The 17,209-nt window shown below is 69.0% G+C and carries 19 protein-coding genes; 12 read left to right on the top strand and 7 right to left on the bottom strand.

Annotated elements, in window-relative coordinates:
* Positions 1-5 precede the first annotated feature (5 nt).
* Complete coding sequence (locus Aco04nite_RS13740) at positions 6-467, bottom strand: Lrp/AsnC family transcriptional regulator (protein ID WP_244875970.1); 462 nt, start codon at positions 465-467, stop codon at positions 6-8.
* 71 nt (positions 468-538) lie between these two features.
* Between Aco04nite_RS13740 and Aco04nite_RS13735 the strand changes: the two genes are divergently transcribed.
* The 10 genes from Aco04nite_RS13735 (at position 539) to Aco04nite_RS13690 (ending at position 8,440) form a co-directional block, all read left to right on the top strand.
* Positions 539-1,012: a DUF2000 domain-containing protein gene (locus tag Aco04nite_RS13735; protein WP_212997608.1), complete on the top strand. Its 474-nt coding sequence runs from the start codon at positions 539-541 to the stop codon at positions 1,010-1,012.
* A gap of 75 nt (positions 1,013-1,087) precedes the next feature.
* Entirely contained in the window at positions 1,088-1,423 is a 336-nt protein-coding gene (locus Aco04nite_RS13730) for a DUF2750 domain-containing protein (RefSeq protein ID WP_212997607.1), read from the top strand.
* Positions 1,424-1,525: 102 nt separating this feature from the next.
* The gene (locus Aco04nite_RS13725; protein WP_203842255.1) at positions 1,526-1,729 is read left to right on the top strand and encodes a Flp family type IVb pilin; all 204 of its coding nucleotides are present in this window, start codon (positions 1,526-1,528) and stop codon (positions 1,727-1,729) included.
* A gap of 26 nt (positions 1,730-1,755) precedes the next feature.
* Entirely contained in the window at positions 1,756-2,157 is a 402-nt protein-coding gene (locus Aco04nite_RS13720; protein ID WP_280519342.1) for a TadE/TadG family type IV pilus assembly protein, read from the top strand.
* On the top strand, positions 2,145-3,203 hold the full coding sequence (locus Aco04nite_RS13715; RefSeq protein ID WP_212997605.1) for a pilus assembly protein TadG-related protein: 1,059 nt from the start codon (positions 2,145-2,147) through the stop codon (positions 3,201-3,203). The genes Aco04nite_RS13720 and Aco04nite_RS13715 overlap by 13 nt, the downstream gene beginning before the upstream one ends.
* Positions 3,204-3,213: 10 nt before the next feature.
* Positions 3,214-3,975: a Flp pilus assembly protein CpaB gene (gene cpaB / locus Aco04nite_RS13710; RefSeq protein WP_212997604.1), complete on the top strand. Its 762-nt coding sequence runs from the start codon at positions 3,214-3,216 to the stop codon at positions 3,973-3,975.
* Positions 3,972-5,147 carry a CpaE/TadZ family protein gene (locus Aco04nite_RS13705; protein WP_203842251.1) on the top strand — a complete coding sequence of 392 codons (1,176 nt, stop codon included), beginning with the start codon at positions 3,972-3,974 and terminating at the stop codon, positions 5,145-5,147. The genes cpaB and Aco04nite_RS13705 overlap by 4 nt, the downstream gene beginning before the upstream one ends.
* Positions 5,144-6,553: a TadA family conjugal transfer-associated ATPase gene (locus tag Aco04nite_RS13700; RefSeq protein WP_212997603.1), complete on the top strand. Its 1,410-nt coding sequence runs from the start codon at positions 5,144-5,146 to the stop codon at positions 6,551-6,553. The genes Aco04nite_RS13705 and Aco04nite_RS13700 overlap by 4 nt, the downstream gene beginning before the upstream one ends.
* The gene (locus Aco04nite_RS13695) at positions 6,550-7,506 is read left to right on the top strand and encodes a type II secretion system F family protein (RefSeq protein WP_212997602.1); all 957 of its coding nucleotides are present in this window, start codon (positions 6,550-6,552) and stop codon (positions 7,504-7,506) included. The genes Aco04nite_RS13700 and Aco04nite_RS13695 overlap by 4 nt, the downstream gene beginning before the upstream one ends.
* 10 nt (positions 7,507-7,516) lie before the next feature.
* Entirely contained in the window at positions 7,517-8,440 is a 924-nt protein-coding gene (locus Aco04nite_RS13690; RefSeq protein WP_212997601.1) for a type II secretion system F family protein, read from the top strand.
* A 3-nt stretch (positions 8,441-8,443) separates the two neighbouring features.
* On the opposite strand, the gene Aco04nite_RS13685 is transcribed toward Aco04nite_RS13690, so the two are convergent.
* On the bottom strand, positions 8,444-11,212 hold the full coding sequence (locus Aco04nite_RS13685; RefSeq protein WP_244875969.1) for a transglycosylase domain-containing protein: 2,769 nt from the start codon (positions 11,210-11,212) through the stop codon (positions 8,444-8,446).
* Positions 11,213-11,536: 324 nt separating this feature from the next.
* On the opposite strand from Aco04nite_RS13685, the gene Aco04nite_RS13680 reads away from it, so the two are divergent.
* Both Aco04nite_RS13680 and Aco04nite_RS13675 read left to right on the top strand, forming a co-directional pair.
* A complete protein-coding gene (locus Aco04nite_RS13680) occupies positions 11,537-11,983 on the top strand; it encodes a response regulator (protein ID WP_212997599.1) in 447 nt (148 codons plus the stop codon).
* Positions 11,984-12,012: 29 nt separating this feature from the next.
* Entirely contained in the window at positions 12,013-12,351 is a 339-nt protein-coding gene (locus tag Aco04nite_RS13675; RefSeq protein WP_212997598.1) for a PRC-barrel domain-containing protein, read from the top strand.
* Here the strand turns inward: Aco04nite_RS13675 and Aco04nite_RS13670 are convergent.
* The 5 genes from Aco04nite_RS13670 to Aco04nite_RS13650 all read right to left on the bottom strand — a co-directional run bounded on the left by Aco04nite_RS13670 (position 12,339) and on the right by Aco04nite_RS13650 (position 17,087).
* Positions 12,339-12,884 (bottom strand): TetR/AcrR family transcriptional regulator, encoded by a 546-nt coding sequence (locus Aco04nite_RS13670; protein ID WP_212997597.1) that lies wholly within the window; start codon positions 12,882-12,884, stop codon positions 12,339-12,341. The genes Aco04nite_RS13675 and Aco04nite_RS13670 overlap by 13 nt on opposite strands.
* Before the next feature lie 64 nt (positions 12,885-12,948).
* Positions 12,949-13,740, bottom strand: coding sequence for a nucleotidyltransferase domain-containing protein (locus Aco04nite_RS13665; RefSeq protein ID WP_212997596.1), 792 nt, complete (start codon positions 13,738-13,740; stop codon positions 12,949-12,951).
* 59 nt (positions 13,741-13,799) lie between these two features.
* Entirely contained in the window at positions 13,800-14,201 is a 402-nt protein-coding gene (locus Aco04nite_RS13660; RefSeq protein WP_244875967.1) for a hypothetical protein, read from the bottom strand.
* A 272-nt stretch (positions 14,202-14,473) separates the two neighbouring features.
* Complete coding sequence (locus tag Aco04nite_RS13655; RefSeq protein WP_212997595.1) at positions 14,474-15,706, bottom strand: L,D-transpeptidase; 1,233 nt, start codon at positions 15,704-15,706, stop codon at positions 14,474-14,476.
* A gap of 106 nt (positions 15,707-15,812) precedes the next feature.
* On the bottom strand, positions 15,813-17,087 hold the full coding sequence (locus tag Aco04nite_RS13650; RefSeq protein ID WP_212997730.1) for a L,D-transpeptidase: 1,275 nt from the start codon (positions 17,085-17,087) through the stop codon (positions 15,813-15,815).
* Between the last annotated feature and the right edge of the window lie 122 nt (positions 17,088-17,209).

Genomic DNA, 17,209 nt, shown 5'->3' with positions numbered 1-17,209 from the left:
AATAGCTAGGCGGGCGTGATGCTGTCGTTGCGCAGGTGCTCGTAGACGACGGACGTTCGCACATCGGCCACATGGGCGTGCTCGGTGAGGCGGTCGATGACAAACGCGTACAAGCTGTCGTTGTCCGGCACCGCGACGTGGATGAGGAAGTCCTCGGAGCCGGTCGTGACGAAGACGCTGAGCGTGTCGGGCAGCGCGGTCACCCAGTTGCGGAACGCCTCGATGTTGCGGCGCGACGGGGGCCTGATCCGGACCGCGATCAGCGCCTGCACCGGCCGCCCGATCGCTGCGAGGTCGAGCGTCAGGCCGGCGCCCCGGATGACTCCGCGCTCGCGCAGAGCCCGGGTGCGATCCAGCGCGGTGGTCGGCGAGACGCCCACCGCGGCGGCGATGTCGCGGTTGGTGCGCCGTGCGTCCACCTGCAATTCCCGCAGGATCGCCGTATCAAGTTCGTCCAGGTCAGCCATCTTGGCAGGCTAGCCGAATTAAGTACGGTTTCCTTGCCGCGCACCCGTCGAAGTGCCTACCGTTTCGACTTATGGACGCTGTTAATCAGGTGGGTTTTGAACCCGAGGAGATTCGTACCGACGAGCCCACCCGCTCCGCGCGGCTCAAGTGGGTGATCGTGGTGGACGAGAACATGCCCGCCGGGCGGGCCGTCAACGCGGCCGTCTGCGTCGCCGCCGCGACGACCGCCTCGGTCACCGGGCTGCTCGGGCCGGACGCCAAGGACGGCACCGGTTCGGTGCACCCCGGCCTGCCCTGGGCGGGATGCACGGTGCTCGGCGCCGGGGCCGACAAGCTCCCCGGGTTGCGGGCGAAGGCGGTCGGGTCGCTCGGCGTCTTCGTCGCCGACATGCCGGCGAACGGGCAGAGCACCCGGGTCTACGACGAATACCTGCGACAGCTCGGCGAAACGGACAGCGAGACCCTCGCGTACCACGCGGTCAGCCTGGTCGGGCCGCGGAACCGGATCGACAAGCTGGTGAAGGGCCTGGCGCTGCTGGCCTGATTTAGGGTTTCAAATCACCAAGAACCCTCCGACAAGCGACGATAGGGGCAGCGTCGGATCAGGAGGGGGACGGCCATGTCGCTCAGTGCAGCCCATAAGGCGGCGTTCCGCCGCGAGGTACCCCAGGAAGGCCGGGTCTGGTCGATCCGGGATTCCCACGGTTTCCCCGCCCCCGGTGGCGCTCTCCCGTTCTGGTCGAAGCAGTCACGCGCCAAGCGGATCGTCGGCGCCGTCGAGGCCTATCAGGGCTTCGAGGTCGTCGAGATACCCGTTTCGGACTGGCTGGACAGCTGGCTTCCCGGCCTGCGGCGTGACGACCTGCTCGTCGGCGTGAACTGGGCCGGCCCGCACGCCACCGGATTCGACCTGACTCCGGCTCAGGTAGCAGGGTGGTTCGAAGAGCTGCCATGACCGCTTCAAAACCTTTAGTGATTCCCGCGGGGACCGATACACATTGCGACAGGCTGACCATGCCGGCGCAAGTAGTCGCGGCACCCCAGAAGGAGAACCACGATGCTGATCACCCTGCTGCGCGAGATGGCGCGTCGCTGGCCCTCCGACGACGACGAGGGTGCGACCGCGGTCGAGTACGCCCTGCTCGTCGGTCTCATCGCGGTCATCATCATCTCCAGCGTGACGCTGCTGGGCGGCAACATCGACGCGATGTTCGACGACGTGGCCAACCAGCTCGGCGGCGGCTCGGACAGCGGCAGCTAGGTCCTGACTTCTCGGTACGGCGGCCGCTGCGTGACGATCACGGAGCGGCCGCTGTCGAGATGGCAATCGTCCTGCCGCTGCTTCTCCTGATTGTTCTGGGCATCATCGAGTTCGGGATCGGCTGGAACCGTCAGCTGAACCTCACCGAGGCCGCGCACGAGGGCGCCCGCGTCGCCGCGCTGAACGGCGACCAAGCCGCGGTGGCGCAGACCGTGAACCGCATCCTCGGCGTCAGCGCCGACAACACCCAGGTCGACATGTCCGTGTCCGCATGCGCGCTCGACGGCACCGACGACAACGCGACAGTCGACCTCACGCTCTTCTACGACTCCCCCACCGGCCTCGGCAGCCTGATGGCGAGCTTCGGCGGGCGCAACGTCACGAGCTTCGAGCTGCATGCGACCGGCGTGATGCCATGCGTCGGCTGAACATCTCGAAAACCGACGATGACGGCGCGATCGCGGTCATCGTCGCGGTGCTGCTCACCGGCGGGGTGCTGATCGGTGCCACCGCCCTGGTGCTCGACGTGGGCAACCTCTATGCCAAGCGCGAGCAGCTGCAGTCCGGCGCGGATGCCGCGGCCTGGGCGGTTGCCCAGTCCTGCATCGAAGACCCCGCCTCGTGTACGAACGAAGCGCAGCAACCCGCCGTGGACCAGCTCGTCGCCGCGCAGGTCTACGGCCCGCAGCCGAACAACAACCTGAGCGCGGCGGTCGCGGCGCAGGTGTGCGTCGAGGGCATCAACTGCGCGGACTGGAACACCGGCGTGGAGTGCCCGTCGCTGCGGTTGACGTTCGGGCCGTACGCCGAGGTGCGCAGCTACTACCGGGACGGCGACGACCTCGTCATGCCGGCACCGCTGGCCGGGGCGTTCTCCGGCGAGTCCAAGGGCGCGAAGGTCGGCGCGTGTTCCCGGGTCTCCTGGGGCGCCGCCGAGTCGATGCGGCTGCGGCCGCTGGGCATCTCCGCCGCGTGCATCCCGGCGGAGTTCTACGGCGTACCCGATATCCCGGACGACACGCAGCAGACCATCGGCGCGATGCCACGACACCTTCCCGACCCACCCGCGGATGCTTCCACCGCTCTTCCGGAGGACCCCGGGACGGGTACGGATTGCGGCTTCGCCTGGCTCGACAGCGCCGGCACCTGTTTCGTCACGCCGACGCCGCCGGTCGACGTCACCGCCACCGCGACCGGCTGCCCCGACGCTCTCGCCGAGTCGCGCGACGAGCACCTGCCGATGCTCGTCCCTGTCTACGACAGCCGCGCGGCCGACCAGATCCACGTCACCGGCTACGCGGCGTACGTCGTCACCGGCTACACCGGGCAGCCGGACGGCGCGCTCTGCACCGACCCGGGCACGCCGTGCGTGGCCGGCTACTTCACCCAGATGCTCGCACCGCGCTCGCAGCCGAGGTTCTCCGTCGAGGGAGCCGCCGACTACGGCGTAACGGCTATCGGACGTACCGGATGACGGGGGAATCATGCGACGCCGGGTTCTGATCGCACTGGCCGCGCTGGTCCTCGCAGGGATCAGCGGGGTCGCCATGACCCTGTACGCCCGCGGCGTCGACCAGCGGGCCGTGGACGGGCGGCAGGCGATCTCCGTGCTGCTCGCCACCAAGAAGATCAAGGCGGGCACGACGGGCGCCGAGATCCGCAAGCAGAAACTCGTCCGCACGGTCGTGATGCCCGCCGAGACCGTTCCCGAGGGGACGCTCAACGCACTCGGCGCCGACCTGGACCGGTTGGAGCTGAGCGCCGATCTCGCGCCGCAGCAGCTGGTCATGCGCGGGCTCTTCGGCGTCGCCGGCACGACATCGGCGGCCACCGTGGGCGTACCCGACGGGCAGCTCGGGATCAGCGTCGAGGTCAGCATGGCGCCCGGTGTCGCCGAGAAGGTCGCCGAGGGCGACCGGGTCACCGTGTTCGTGACGTATCCGAAGGGCGGCTCACCCGACTCGCAGAAGACCCGGGTGCTGCTGCCGGCCGCGACGGTCATCAGCATCACGAGCGGCCAGCCGAGCGATGTCACGCCGGCGCCGACGTCCACGTCGCGGGCGGCGAGCAGCCGGGCCGCCCAGTCGTATCCGGCCACGCTCGCGGTCAACCAGGCCGACGCGACCCGGCTCGTGCACGCCGCGCAGACCGCCGAGTTGTACCTCGGGCTGCTCGGCGAGGGCACCGAGGTCACGCCGTCGGCCGCCGTCGACTACGGCTCACTCTGGCCGAAGGGGAACTCGTGACGTACTACGTGTATGTCGAGCCGGATGCCGAGCGGCGCAACTCGGTCGGGGCCGTCTACCGCGAGTACGGCTTCGCGATCGTCGGCGAGCTGGCGGAGCTGGAGACGCATCTGCCGCGCAATCCCGAGACGCTGCTGGTGATGGTCGGCGCGACCGTGGACCTGGAGGAGGTGCTGACCTTCACGGCGTACCAGAGGGTGCAGAGGCCTTTGATCGGGGTTCTGCTGTTGCGCCGGACCTTGGAGCCGGACGTGCTCGGGCGGGCGATGCGCGCCGGGATCCGTGAGGTGCTCGAGGAGCTGGACGCCGAGGGGATCCGACTCGCGGCGGCCCGGTCGATCGACCTGTCGAAGGCGTTGAGCACCAGCCTGCGCAGCGCGAGCGACCAGGATCAGAGCGCGAAGATCATCACCGTTTTCGCGGGCAAGGGCGGCTGTGGCAAGAGCGTCGTCGCCACGAACCTGGCCGCCGCGCTCTCCGCCGACGGCAGCCGCCGGGTGCTGCTCGTCGATCTCGCTCTGCAGTTCGGCGATGTCGCGATCATGCTGCAGCTGCCACCGAACCGGAGCATCTCCGACGCGATCTCGATGGGCGGCAAGGTCGACGAGGCCGGGCTGCGCTCGGTCATCACGCCCTACCGGCCCGGCTGGGACGCGCTGCTCGCGCCGTCGAGCCCGGCCGAGGGCGAACACGTCGGCCGGGAACTGGTCACCGAGATCCTCGAGGTGGCCCGCGGCATGTACGACTTCATCGTCCTCGACACCCCGCCCGCGGTCACCGATCAGGTGCTCTCGGCGCTGGACCTGACCGACTGGTTCGTGCCGATCGTGACGCCCGACCTGCCGACGCTCAAGAGTGTGCGGCTCACGATCGAGATGTTCGACCTGCTGCAGTACCCGCGCGACCGGCGGCTCGTGGTCTTCAACCGCGCCAACACCGAGGTCGGGCTGACCACCGAGGACGTCGAGGAGGCGGTCGGCGCCCACCTGTCGGTGCACGTGCCGTCGTCGCGGGACGTGCCCGTGTCGGTCAACCGCGGCCTGCCGATCGTGCTGCAGGACCCGACCCACCCGGTGAGCCTGGCCCTGCGCAAACTCGCCGACCGCTGCTCCGGGGTGACGAGCGCGCAGGAGTCGCGACGGCGCATCTTCGCCTTCGGGAAACGGCGATGAGTCTTTCCGCGCGCATCGCCGCGCTGTCCCCCTCCGCCGCGCCTGTTGTTGCCGAACCGGTCGACGAGGGTCCGGTCTCCGCGACGGAACAGCGGTACCGGGCCGCCGGCGTGCAGGTCGGGGATGCCGTCACCGAGGTACGGCTGCGGATCCAGCGGCAGCTCGCCGACGAGCTCGGGCCGACCCTCTATTCGGACGGTGCTCAGGGCGACGACCTCGACTCCCGGGTCAAGCAGACGCTGACCGAGCTCATCGCGCGGGAACAGACCCCGCTCGCCGGTGCCGACAAGGCCCGCATCATCCAGGACGTCACCGACGACGTGCTCGGGCACGGGCCGATCGAGTCGCTGCTGCGCGACCCGACGGTCAGCGAGGTCATGGTGAACGGCTTCGACCTCATCTACGTGGAACGCTTCGGCCGGCTCGAACGCGCCGACGTCGAGTTCGACGACGAGGCGCACCTGCGGCGCATCATCGACCGGATCTGCTCGCGGGTCGGGCGCCGCGTCGACGAGGCCAGCCCGATGGTCGACGCGCGACTGCCCGACGGCAGCCGGGTCAACGCCGTGGTGCCGCCGGTCTCGCTGGACGGCTCCTCGCTGACGATCCGCAAGTTCTCCGTGTCGCCGCTGACCGTCGACGACCTGATCCGCTTCGGCACGCTCAGCGCCAAGACCGCCACGTTCCTGGAGAACTGTGTGCGCGGGCGCCGCAACATCGTGGTCAGCGGGGGTACGGGCTCCGGCAAGACCACGATGCTCAACGTGCTCTCCTCGTACGTGCCGCACGACGAGCGGATCGTCACCATCGAGGACGCGGCGGAACTGCAACTGCGCCAGGACCATGTCGTACGCCTGGAGTCGCGCCCGAAGAACTCCGAGGGCGCCGGCACGATCAGCACCCGCGACCTGGTCCGCAACGCCCTGCGCATGCGCCCCGACCGGATCGTCGTCGGCGAGGTCCGCGACGCCGCCGCACTCGACATGCTGCAGGCGATGAACACCGGCCACGACGGCTCGCTGACCACGCTGCATGCCAACGCGCCGCGCGACGCCATCGCCCGGATGGAGACGATGGTGCTGATGGGCGGCATGGACCTGCCGATCCGCGCGATCCGCGATCAGATCGCCGCGGCCGTCGACGTCATCCTGCAGGTCAGCCGGCTCAAGGACGGCAGCCGCCGGGTCACCCACATCTCCGAGGTGGTCGGCATGGAAGCCGACGTGGTCAGCCTGCAGGACCTGTTCCTGTTCGACTTCAAGGCCGGCATGGACAGCGCCGGCCGGTTCAAGGGCGCTCTGGAACCGACCGGTCTGCGCCCGCGGTTCGCCGACGACCTCGCGGTCTACGGCGTGACGATGCCGCCGGCACTGTTCACCGGTGCACCCGCCAAGGGGCGCCGATGATGTGGCTCGTCCTCGCCGCTGTGGCGATGGCAGCTGCGGTGTTTCTCGTCGCGTACCTGATCCTCGAGGCCCTCTTCGGCAAGACCTTCTTCCAGCGGCGCCTGGAGTCCCTGCGGCGTTTCGCCGTGCGGACACCGGTGACGAAGGGGCTCGTGGTCGCGGCGATCCGCGCCGGGATCGCCCGGACCGGTGAGCGGATCGGGCGGCTCGTCCGGCTCGACAACCACGCGCTGCTCGAAGCGGCCGCGGTGCCGATCCGGCCCGGCGAGTGGCTGGTGATCCAGGCCGGTGCGGCGCTGGCCCTCGCGCTGGTGCTCGGCCTGATCCTGCCGTGGTTCCTGGGCATCCCGGCCGGGCTGGTCGCCGGTTTCCTGATCCCGAACGCGCTGCTGCAGGGCCGGGTCGAACGGCGCAAGGCCCGCTTCGCCGAGGAGTTGCCGGAGACCCTGCAGATGATCGTCAGCTCGCTCCGGTCGGGATTCACGCTGCAGCACGGCATCTCCAACGCGGTCCGCGACAGCGACGGGCCGGTCGCGGGGGAACTACGACGGGCCCTGTCCGAGACCCGGCTCGGCGCCGAGCTGGAGGACGCGCTGGACGGGGTCGGGCGGCGCACCGAGAACCACGACATGAAGTGGCTGGTCATGGCGATCCGGCTGCAGCGGGAAGTCGGCGGCAGCCTCTCCGAGGTGCTGCAGACAACCGCGGACACCATGCGCGAACGTGACTACCTTCGGCGCAGCGTGCGCGCACTGTCCGCCGAGGGGCGGCTGTCCGCGGGCATTCTCTTCGCGATGCCGATCATCATGGGCGCCTGGATGCTCCTGTTCCGCCGGGAGTACATCCGCCCGCTCTACACCGACCCGCGCGGCCTCGTGATGCTCGCCGTCGCCGCCGGGCTCCTCGTCGTCGGAGGTCTCTGGCTCCGCCGCGTCGTGCGGGTGGAAGTGTGATGGCCGGCTGATGGGGCTGCTGATCATCGAGGTCGTGGCGATTCTGACCGGAGCCGCGTCGGTCGGGCTGTTCCTGCTGGCCGTGGCGCTGCCGCCGACGCGGGGCGATCGGATGATGCGCACGCTGAGCATGTTCGGCGCGGGGCGCGGCAAGCTGCGGGACGATCGCGGGCCGACGCTGGACCAGCAGCTGCGGGCGGCGACCGTCGGCGCGTTCGACCGGCTCGGGCGGATGGTCACCCCGGCCGCCGCGCGGGGGCGCCTCGTGCGGCTGCTCGACTATGCGGGCAACCCCGAGGACCGGCTGATCGACACGGTGGTCCGCCGCCGGGGTCAGTTGCTGGTCGGGATGGGGCTGGCGGGCGCTCTCGGTGGCGCGGCCCTCGCCGGAGCCCGGGGCGCGGTGCTCGCCGGGCCCGCCGCGGCGATCCTCGGGTTGTTCCTGCCCGACATCATCGTCAACGACCTGGGCACCAAGCGGCAGCGCGAGCTGGCCCAGTCGCTGCCGGACGTGCTCGACGCGCTGGTCATCGGGGTGGAGGCGGGGCTCGGCCTGGATGCCGCGATGGCCCAGGTCTCGGCGAACCTGGCCGGCCCGATGCCCGCCGAGGTGCACCGGGTGCTGCAGGAGATGAAGATCGGCATCTCGCGTACGGAGGCCCTGCGCTCATTGTCCGCACGCACGACGGTGCGCGAGCTGAAGTCGTTCGTGACCTCGGTGATCCAGGCCGGCGAGCTGGGTGTGCCGATCGCGGGCGTGCTGCGTGAACACGCCCGCGACCAGCGGACCAAACGTCGTCAGCGGGCCGAGGAACAGGCCCAGAAGGTGCCGATCAAGCTGCTCTTCCCGGTGCTGTTCTGCCTGTTCCCGGTCATCTTCGTCGTCATCCTCGGCCCGGGCGTCCTGCGCCTGCTGGACACCCTGGGCCGCTGAGCCCTACCGGCCCGCCGGAGCCCCGGTTGTTGTCGCCGGCGCCGGGCTGCCGGTCTCCGGGGTGCCATCCCCCTGGTCGGGCGCGTCACTCCCGGGCTCCTCGCTCGGGGTGTCGCCGTCGCTCGGATCGTCGCCGTTGCCCGGGTCGTCACTGTCGCCCGGGTCGTCGCCGCTGCCCGGGTCGTCGTCCCCGGACTGCGGCGGGGCGCTCGAACTCTCGCTCGGTGCCGGCGACTCGGGCTCGGTGCTCTGCTGCGGCAACGGATGCGATGCGACCGTCTTCTCGGGCAGGTCGAACTTCCAGCCGTCGGCCTTCAGCTTCGGGATGAGCTTCGTCAGCGCCTCGATGGTCTGCTCGCGCTCACCACCGCCGTCGTGCACCAGCACCACCGCGCGCGGCGTCAGCTGCGTCTCGATCCGGTCGGCGATCACGTCCGCGCCGGGCAGCAGCCAGTCGTCCGGGTCGACGACCCAGCCCAGCGGGGTGTGGCCCAGCTTCGCGCCCTCCTTGTTCGACGTGCCCCACGAGCCGTACGGCGCCCGGAAGAACGGGACGGTCGCGCCCGGGGCCGCCACCGAGATGGCCGCGTCGGTGCGCTCGATGTCGGCGCGGGCATCAGCAGCGGACATCTGGCCGAGGTCGTCGTGCTTCCACGAGTGGTTGCACAACGTGTGGCCCTCGGCGATGACCCTGCGCACCAGCTCCGGGTAACGCTCGACCTCCTCGCCGACCATGCAGAACGTGGCCTTCACGCCGTTCTGCGCGAGCAGGTCGAGGATCTCCGGGGTGTAGGAGGACGGGCCGTCGTCGAACGTCAGCGCGAGCCGCTTGCCGGTGCCGGCGGTGCGTACGACGGGCGTACCGAAACCGAGCTTGCCGTCCTGGTTCTGCTGGCTCTGGTCGCTGCTCTCGCCGCCCTTGGTGCCGGTGTGCGTCTTGCCCGCGTCACCGACGTCCGTGCGGCCGATATGCGTCGCCTTGGGCAGCGCCTGGACCGGGGAACCGCTCAGAGCGTCACGGGTGAAGTCGCTCCACAGCTTCGCCGGGACGGTGTCGCCCTCGATCGCCTTGCCGGACTTCTCGCGGATCGGGCCGGGCTTGGCCTTGCCGATCCAGACCACGGACGCCAGATCCGGGGTGTATCCGGCCATCCAGGCGTCCTGGTTGTCCTTGGTGTTGCCCCACTGCTGGGTGCCCGTCTTACCGGCGGCGGGCCGCCCCGGGACCACCTTGTCGCTCGTCACGACGGCGCTGAGCACCGACGAGATGTCCGACGCGGCGGCCTTGTCGAGCACGGGCGTCGACTTCGGGACGGCGGTGTAGAGCCGTTCACCGTTGGCGGCGTCGGCCGTCTGCACAAAAAAGCGATCGTGGCGTACGCCGCCCGAGGCGAACGTCGCGTAGACGGTGGCGAGGTCGCCGGGCGTCACGGCGTACCGTCCGATCGCGATGTCCGCTCTGGTCTTGCCGGGTTTGGGGTCGCCCTTGACGTCGACCAGGGTCGGCGAGGTCCCGTACTTCTTCGAGATGCCCAGCGCCCACGCCATGTCCCGGACCGCTTCGGTGCCGATCTGCTCGGTGACCGCGTAGAACGGCGTGTTCAGCGAGTCGACCATCGCCGATTTCAGCGTGCAGTCGGGGCACTGCAGGTCGAGGTGGTTCTTCAGCGGCACGCCGAGCCGGCCCGGGAAGATGCGGGGCGAGCTGCCGTCCCAGCGCGAGTTCACGCCGATGTTCTTCTCCAGCGCGGCGGCGAGCACGATCGGCTTGAACGTGGACGCGGCCGGGTGCGAGGCGGACGCGTCGTCGAAGTAGCCCCGCTCCGCGCCGCCGTAGTAGGCGCGTACCCCTCCGGTCTTGGGATCGAGAGCGACCAACGCGGCGCGCAGGTCATCCGGCTGAGCGTCGAGTTTCTTCTTCACCTGCTTCACCGCGGCGCGCTGAGCGGTGGCGTCCAGGGTCGTGATCACCTTGAGGCCGCGGGTGTGCAGCATCTGCGACGTGACACCGTGCGCGGCCAGCTCGCGCTCCACCCGGTCGATGATGATGCCGTCGGCGCCGGGGTTCTTCGCGTTGGCCGCGTCGACCTTCGGGTAAACCAGATCGTCCTTGAGCCAGCCGAGCGTCTGCTCCGACTTGACCACCCATTTCCAGCGCACCTGCGCGGCATGCGCGTCGTTCGCCGGGTCGAACCCCCACGGGTCCTTGATGACCGAGGCGAGCACCGCACCCTGGGCGGCGGTCAGCTGGTCCGGCGTGATGCCGAAGTACGCGTGCGCGGCGGCGGCGATGCCCTGCGCGCCGCGGCCGTAGTAGATGGTGTTCAGGTAGCGCTCGAAGATCTGATTTTTCGTGTACTTGCGCTCGAGCTGGACGGAGAGCGCGAGCTCCTTCGCCTTACGCCCGACCGAGACGTCCTGGGTCAGGAAGGCGTTGCGGGCGTACTGCTGGGTGATCGTCGAGGCGCCCTGCTGACCACCGCTGACATCGGCGACCAGCGCGCGGGCCAGACCCCGCACCGAGAACCCGCCGTGGTCGTAGAAACTGCGGTCCTCGGCGGCGAGGATCGCGTCGCGGACCGGTTTCGGGACGACGGAGAGCGGCACGTCGCTGTGGTCGACGGTGCCCACCCGGGCGAGGATCGTGCTGCCGTCCCGGAAGTACAGCGTCGACGCCTGCGGCTCGATCGGCGCGTCGGGAAGCGGGACCGATTCGACGTAGGCCTCGGCCGCCGCAGCGCCCGTCGCGCAGTAGAAGACGACGATCACCATCAGCCGGATTACCAGTCGCCGCCAGAAGCGGGACCTTTGCCCTTTTCCCGCCGGGCCCGGTTTCTGGGCGCCTTCCGTCGAAACGTCATTCGTGGTCACAAATCGATGACGGATGACGACCATCAATCCGTGGCGTTCGATCCCCAACTACTTTGCGTTGGGGTTCAAACACGTTTGATCGACGCGGCGTGAGCTGGTGTTTCCTGCAGGTTGCAAGAAACCACTATGAGACACATCTCCTCTTGACGGAATTCATACCGCCCGTGTGTGGTGGCCGGACCCTGCCACACCTATGCTTGCGCCACTGCAATCAAGGGGGCACTGGTGCGAACTCTCGAGATCCTCGTCGTCGACGATGATGACGCCGACGCCTTCATGATCTCGGAGGCGCTCGAGGGCACGGCGCTCGAGGGCACGGAACGCCTGACAACGGTCAACCGGGTCGCCGACGGCCGCGAAGCCCTCGATTATCTGCGCCGCAACACGCCGTTCGAGAACGCGCAACGCCCCGACCTGATCCTGCTCGACCTGAACATGCCCCGCATGGACGGCCGGGAGACCCTCGCCGCGATCAAGACCGACGAGAAGCTGAAGACGATCCCGGTCGTGATACTGACTACCTCGGGTGCGGCCCCGGACATCGCGGCGAGCTACCAGCACCGCGCCAACGCCTACGTCACCAAGCCGTTCGGCCTCGACGAGTTCGAGTCGACGGTCCGCACGATCGACCGCTTCTACCGCGAGGTCGCGATCCTGCCCCCGGGCGAGTAACCAGCCCGTTTCCGGGGTACGTCCAGGGTATGGCGGACACCGATACCGCGCCCGAGGACCTTGGGGCGCCGCAGTCATTCCTCGTTCTCAACGACGGCACCGCGGTCTACGACCGGGCCGGCGAGCGGGTCGGCACGGTTGAGCACGTGCTCTCGGACGACCAGGAAGACATCTTCCACGGCGTGGTCGTCAAGACCTCCGAAGGCCACCGCTACGCCGCCGCGTCCGTGATCGACGGCATCTTCGAGCACGGCGTGATCATCTCGCAGACGGCCGGTGACCTCCCCGAACCGAGTGCGGACGCCACCGATTCCTCGCTCGGCGACGGGTTGCGGCGCGCCTGGAACTGGCTCATTCAGCCCAAGTAGGGCTCACGTCGCTTTCTGGACAGGGCTTGCGCCGCTGCCTCGCGGGCTTGGCGGGCCGGGGCGGTGGTGCCGGTCGCTGCCGCCGTCACCGTCGCGCCTTCGAACAGCAGCATCAGGTGATCGGCCAGGTCACCGTCGAAGGTCAGACTTTCCAGGTACGCGCGAAAGTCCGCCTTGTGACTGCGCACGCGCTCGGCGACGCGGGGCGAACGGGCGCCCAGTTCCGCGTACACATTGAGCCGGAAACAGCCCCGGAAGCCGGGCTCGCCCACCCGGAGCTCGAGCCATTGGAAGATCGCGAGCGGCCCGCCGTCGCCGGCCTCGACGAAGGCACTGAGCCGGCCCCGCCACGCCGCGTCATGATGGTCGAGGACGGCCAGGAGCAGCTCATTCTTCGCCGGAAACAGCTGGTAGAGCCGCTTGAGCGAAACGGCCGCGGCGGTCCTGATCTCAGCCATCGCAACAGCGTGAAAACCGCGGGCATAGAACAGCCCGTCCGCCGCCTCCAGAATGCGGTGTTCCTCTACATCCATGTCCGACCCTTCGATGCAGCGTGCATTTCCGTGTCGCGCTTGCGTAGTACGTAAACGAAGCCGATCACTGTTCCGCTGCGGTGCCCGCTGCTTCTTCTGACCGCAGCACCCGAGTCATGAAACCCACCACGTCGGCGTGCCTGCGCACCGGGTTGCGATAGAGCGACCGCCCCTCGCCACGCCGGATGCGCAGCGCCTCCCTGATGACGCGATGCCAGCGTTCCTCATATGTCTCCAGGGCGAAGCCCGCGGCTTCCGACTTCGAGGTAACCCGGCCGGCCGCCAGCGTGTGCCGCAGCCGGGCCACACCGAGCACACTCCAACAGGTGTTCCACTCCCCCACGCCGGCCAGCCCCAGCGCCGTCCTGGCCCGCCAGCCGGTCCAGTAGCCGGCCAGGTTTGCACGGGTCTGCTCGGCGAGGGCGGGCCAGTCGGTGTGGATGTCGAGATCGGCGGGTCCCCGCACAGCTGTCCCGCCCTGATGCAGCACGTGCCAGGTGACAAGGTTGCGCTCGAAGCGGGACGCGGGATCGACGCGCCACTCGTGCACCGCCGGCCCGTCCGGGAGTCCGTCCGGGTCCCGGGCCAGATCCCCTTCGTTCACATAGAGCCCGTCGAAGAACGTGGCTCCGCGCGTACGCCGAAGGTCTGCATGAATGGCCTCCAGCGCCCGCAGTTGCGGTGGCCGGGAGACGACCGCTACGAAATCTATGTCGCTCGTGCCGGGGTGGTAGTCGCCCAGAGCGAGGGAACCCTGCAGATAGAGCCCCCGCACCAGACCGGGCTCATAGGAATCCGCCAGCGCCAGATACTCCGCACACGTCCCCGCAACATCATCATCAAGGTCCGCACCCACCGCCGCGACCGTATCGGCCCCTGTCCACCACACCCGCCGCCGCCCGGCCGTCAGTGGGTTCAACCGGCCGACTCGAGGCCGGAGTCGCGGCAGATCTCGACCATTTCGGCTGCGGCGGCGCTGACTGCGGCGATCTTGTCGGGTTCGTCCTCGGCGCCCTGGGCCTGGACGGCCGCGGTGAAGGCTTCCGCGAGACGTTGGGCGGCGTCGGCCACGGGTGCATCGGCGGTGCCGGTGGCCTGCAGGATCGTGTCGGCTACGCCGGGCATCATGACTGTCGCGTCGCGGACCGCGGCGATCACCTTGGCGCAGGCGAGGGAGCCGGGCGGTTCATCGACGGCCGGGGAGACGCTCGGCGACGGCGCAGGGGCCGGGGCGGTTGTCCTCGCGGTGTCGGCGGTGCACGCCCCGAGCAGCCCCAGGAGCGCGGCCAGGGCTCCTGCGCTCAATGATCGAACCACTGCCTGAGGGTACGGTCCGCGCGCCCTGACCAGGACCTGTTTCGCCATGGGGGGTCAGTGCGCGGCGGAAAGGGACGTCGGCCGGCAAGCGGCAGCGGGCGACGCTGGCCGCCGCGCGGTCAAGGCCGCCGCGCAGTCAAGGCCGCCTCCGCGTCAAGCAGGCCGCCAAGAGCCGGCGTGGGAAAACGGGCCGGGGGAATGGGGCCGGGCCGGTCGTGGGAACGACCGGCCCGGGGATGTCTCATGGTGCGGGGTGCTTCAGGGTGTTGCGCTCAGAGGGCGCTGCCCTTCTTGTATTCGTCCCAGCTGATGCTCCAGTCGGTCCAGCCGTTCTGCCACTGGAGCTTGCGGCCGGTGCCCTTGACCGTGACGACGTCGCCCATGAGGGTGCGGTCGAAGAGCCATTTGCCCATGGCCTCGGAGACGTTCACGCAGCCGTGGGAGACGTTCTGCTTTCCCTGGACGCCTTCGGACCAGGAGGCGGCGTGGACGAACTCGCCGCCCCAGGTGTAGCGCTGGGCGTAGTCGATCTTCGTGCGGTAGCCCTCACCGGCGGGCAGCTCGTCCATCGTGTCGAAGACGGTGTGTTCCTTCTTCTCGATGATGACCGCGGTGCCGCTCGACGAGGGGGTGCTGGCCTTGCCGAGGCTGATCGGGAGCTTCTTGATGACCTGGCCGTCCTGGGTGACGGTCATCTGCTTGTTCTTGCTGTCCGCCGTCATGATGAAGGAGCGGCCCACGTTGAAGTCGACGGTGAGGTCGGAGCGGCCGTACCAGCCCTTGTCCATCTCGACGCCGCCCAGCGCGATCTTGTAGGAGACCTTGGAGTTGGCCTTCCAGTAGACCTTGGGGCGGTAGTGCATCTCGGTGCCGCTGATCCAGTACCAGGAGCCTTCCTGGGCTGGCTGGGCAGTGACCGTCATGCGACGCTCGACCTCGGCGCGGTAGCTCTTGGGCACGGTGCGGCCGAACTTGATGATGACCGGCATGCCCACACCGACCTTCTGGCCGTCGCCGAGGAAGCTCGTCACCCGGACCAGCTGCGAGGGCTTCTTCATGACCGTGAACTTGCTGGTGGCGGAGCCGCCCTTGTCACCGGACGCGGTGCCGGTGACCGTCACCGTGTAGGTCTTGCCCCAGCCGAGCGCGACCGCCGGCTTGAAGACCTTGTCGTCCTTGTCGAGCGTGCCCTGGATCTCCTTGCCGTCGGCATCCGCGACCGTGACGGTGGTGTTCTGCGGATCCTCGGAGTCGTACTTGACCTCCGTGATCGCCTTCACATCGGTCGCGTCGGCCGCCGGTGAGGTGACCGCCACGGTGCTCAGCGTCGGCTGCGGCGCAGGCTCCCCGGAGGCGCCCGCGCTGCCGCCCTGCCATGCCGGCGTCGCCGACTTGTCGTCACTGCTGCAGCCCGCGCTCAACAGCACGGTCGCGGCCACCAGCGCAGCCGCGGCAGTTCGCCACTGCCGCCCCCCGGCTTTGCCGGTAAATCCACGAAGCTTCATGATCCCTCTCACCGCACCTCGGTCCGGCGCCAATCATCTGTCATGGATGCCGGACCCCCCATCCCGAATTCGTGCCACACCCCGTCGGGACTTTACGCTTCAACAATCAGGACTGGCCATCCTGGTTCGCCAGCTCCGCCGGCACCGCGATGGCACTGCCCTTCACGAACTCTTTCCAGCTCAGGTCCCAGGGCGTCCAGCCGTTCCCGTAGGCCAGCTTGTCGCCTGTCCCCTTGACCGTGACCGGGTCGCCGATCAGCGTCTTGTCGAAGAGCCATTTGGCGTTCGACGGGGACACGTTGACACAGCCGTGTGACACATTCCGGCTGCCCTGGGCGCCCACCGACCACGGGGCCGAGTGGATGTACTGCCCTGACCAGGTCAGACGCTGGGCGTACTCGATGTCTGTGACGTAGCCCTCGCCGGGCGGAGCCTCATCCATGGTGTCGAAGACCGTCGCTGCCATCTTCTCCATGACAACCATGGTGCCACTCGATGAGGGGTGCTTCGGGGCGCCGAGGCTGACGGGCAGCGTACGCACCGTTTTGCCGCTCTCGACGACCGTCATCTTCTTGGTCTTGTTGTCGACCTTCATCACCAGGCTGCGACCGATCTTGGCGCTCGCACCCCGGTCCTGGTCGCCGTAGCGGCCACCGCCGGTCGGCAGGCCGCCCACTGCGGCGCGCACGGTGAGCTTGGTGCCCGGCTCCCAGAACTTCGGCGGACGGTAGTAGACCTGAGTGCCGGTCGAGGTCCAGGACCAGGCACCGGGCTGTGCCGGCTCGCTCTTCACGAAGAGTCGCTTCTGTACGGCGGCCCGGTCCTTCTTCTTGATACCCGGGTTGAACTCGACCACGATCGGCATCGCGACGCCGTACGTGTGGTCGTCGAAGAGGTAGAGCCCGGTTCCGGTCTTCTTGGCCGGTTTCGCCATCGTGGTGAACGTCGTCTTCTCCGTCTTGGAGACCCCCGCGCTGTCCACGGCGGTGACGCTCGCCTCGTACGTCTTACTTGCCGTGAGGGCCTTGGCCGGCACCCAGGACGAGCCATCCTCGCGCAGCTCTCCCGCAACGGCCTTACCCTTGGCGTCCTTGAGTGCGACGGTCGTCACTTTGCCGCCGGAGACGTCGACCCCGATCTCAGTGCTGAGGGGTACGCCCTTCTTGCCCGCAGCCGGCGTCACACTCAGCGTCAACGGCCCGTCCGCCGCCACAACACCCGATTCGGGCACCGCCGACGAAACCGGGGCAGGAGCGGACGAACTACCCGCCCCACCCACAGCCCCCGCCTCCTTGGCATCGTCCCCACACGCTGCCAGCGCCATGGGCGCCACCACCACCAAAGCCACGACCGCAAGTAGCGAGCGCCTCATGCTGACCATCATCTGCCCCGATCTCACGTTCCGCGCGGCCATCCTGCCCTACCGATGCAAGAGACGGGGTCAACCGACCGTCGGGTTGCTCGCGCCGATCGACCCGAGGCCCGTTTTTGAGCCCCGCGATG

The sequence above is a fragment of the Winogradskya consettensis genome (genome assembly GCF_018332715.1).
In the GTDB taxonomy this organism is placed as follows: domain Bacteria; phylum Actinomycetota; class Actinomycetes; order Mycobacteriales; family Micromonosporaceae; genus Actinoplanes; species Actinoplanes consettensis.
Note: the sequence above shows the minus strand (reverse complement) of the source record. Positions and strands in the feature narration are given on the sequence as shown.

What these genes read in the sequence shown, in the direction of transcription:
- Aco04nite_RS13725 (WP_203842255.1), top strand. Translation starts at nt 1,526, where the DNA reads ATGCTGATCACCCTGCTGCGCGAGATGGCGCGTCGCTGGCCCTCCGAC.
- Aco04nite_RS13700 (WP_212997603.1), top strand. Translation starts at nt 5,144, where the DNA reads ATGAGTCTTTCCGCGCGCATCGCCGCGCTGTCCCCCTCCGCCGCGCCT.
- Aco04nite_RS13670 (WP_212997597.1), bottom strand. Translation starts at nt 12,884, where the DNA reads ATGGATGTAGAGGAACACCGCATTCTGGAGGCGGCGGACGGGCTGTTC.
- Aco04nite_RS13735 (WP_212997608.1), top strand. Translation starts at nt 539, where the DNA reads ATGGACGCTGTTAATCAGGTGGGTTTTGAACCCGAGGAGATTCGTACC.
- Aco04nite_RS13695 (WP_212997602.1), top strand. Translation starts at nt 6,550, where the DNA reads ATGATGTGGCTCGTCCTCGCCGCTGTGGCGATGGCAGCTGCGGTGTTT.
- Aco04nite_RS13675 (WP_212997598.1), top strand. Translation starts at nt 12,013, where the DNA reads ATGGCGGACACCGATACCGCGCCCGAGGACCTTGGGGCGCCGCAGTCA.
- Aco04nite_RS13715 (WP_212997605.1), top strand. Translation starts at nt 2,145, where the DNA reads ATGCGTCGGCTGAACATCTCGAAAACCGACGATGACGGCGCGATCGCG.
- Aco04nite_RS13650 (WP_212997730.1), bottom strand. Translation starts at nt 17,087, where the DNA reads ATGGTCAGCATGAGGCGCTCGCTACTTGCGGTCGTGGCTTTGGTGGTG.
- Aco04nite_RS13730 (WP_212997607.1), top strand. Translation starts at nt 1,088, where the DNA reads ATGTCGCTCAGTGCAGCCCATAAGGCGGCGTTCCGCCGCGAGGTACCC.
- Aco04nite_RS13655 (WP_212997595.1), bottom strand. Translation starts at nt 15,706, where the DNA reads ATGAAGCTTCGTGGATTTACCGGCAAAGCCGGGGGGCGGCAGTGGCGA.
- Aco04nite_RS13685 (WP_244875969.1), bottom strand. Translation starts at nt 11,212, where the DNA reads ATGGTGATCGTCGTCTTCTACTGCGCGACGGGCGCTGCGGCGGCCGAG.
- cpaB (WP_212997604.1), top strand. Translation starts at nt 3,214, where the DNA reads ATGCGACGCCGGGTTCTGATCGCACTGGCCGCGCTGGTCCTCGCAGGG.
- Aco04nite_RS13740 (WP_244875970.1), bottom strand. Translation starts at nt 467, where the DNA reads ATGGCTGACCTGGACGAACTTGATACGGCGATCCTGCGGGAATTGCAG.
- Aco04nite_RS13690 (WP_212997601.1), top strand. Translation starts at nt 7,517, where the DNA reads ATGGGGCTGCTGATCATCGAGGTCGTGGCGATTCTGACCGGAGCCGCG.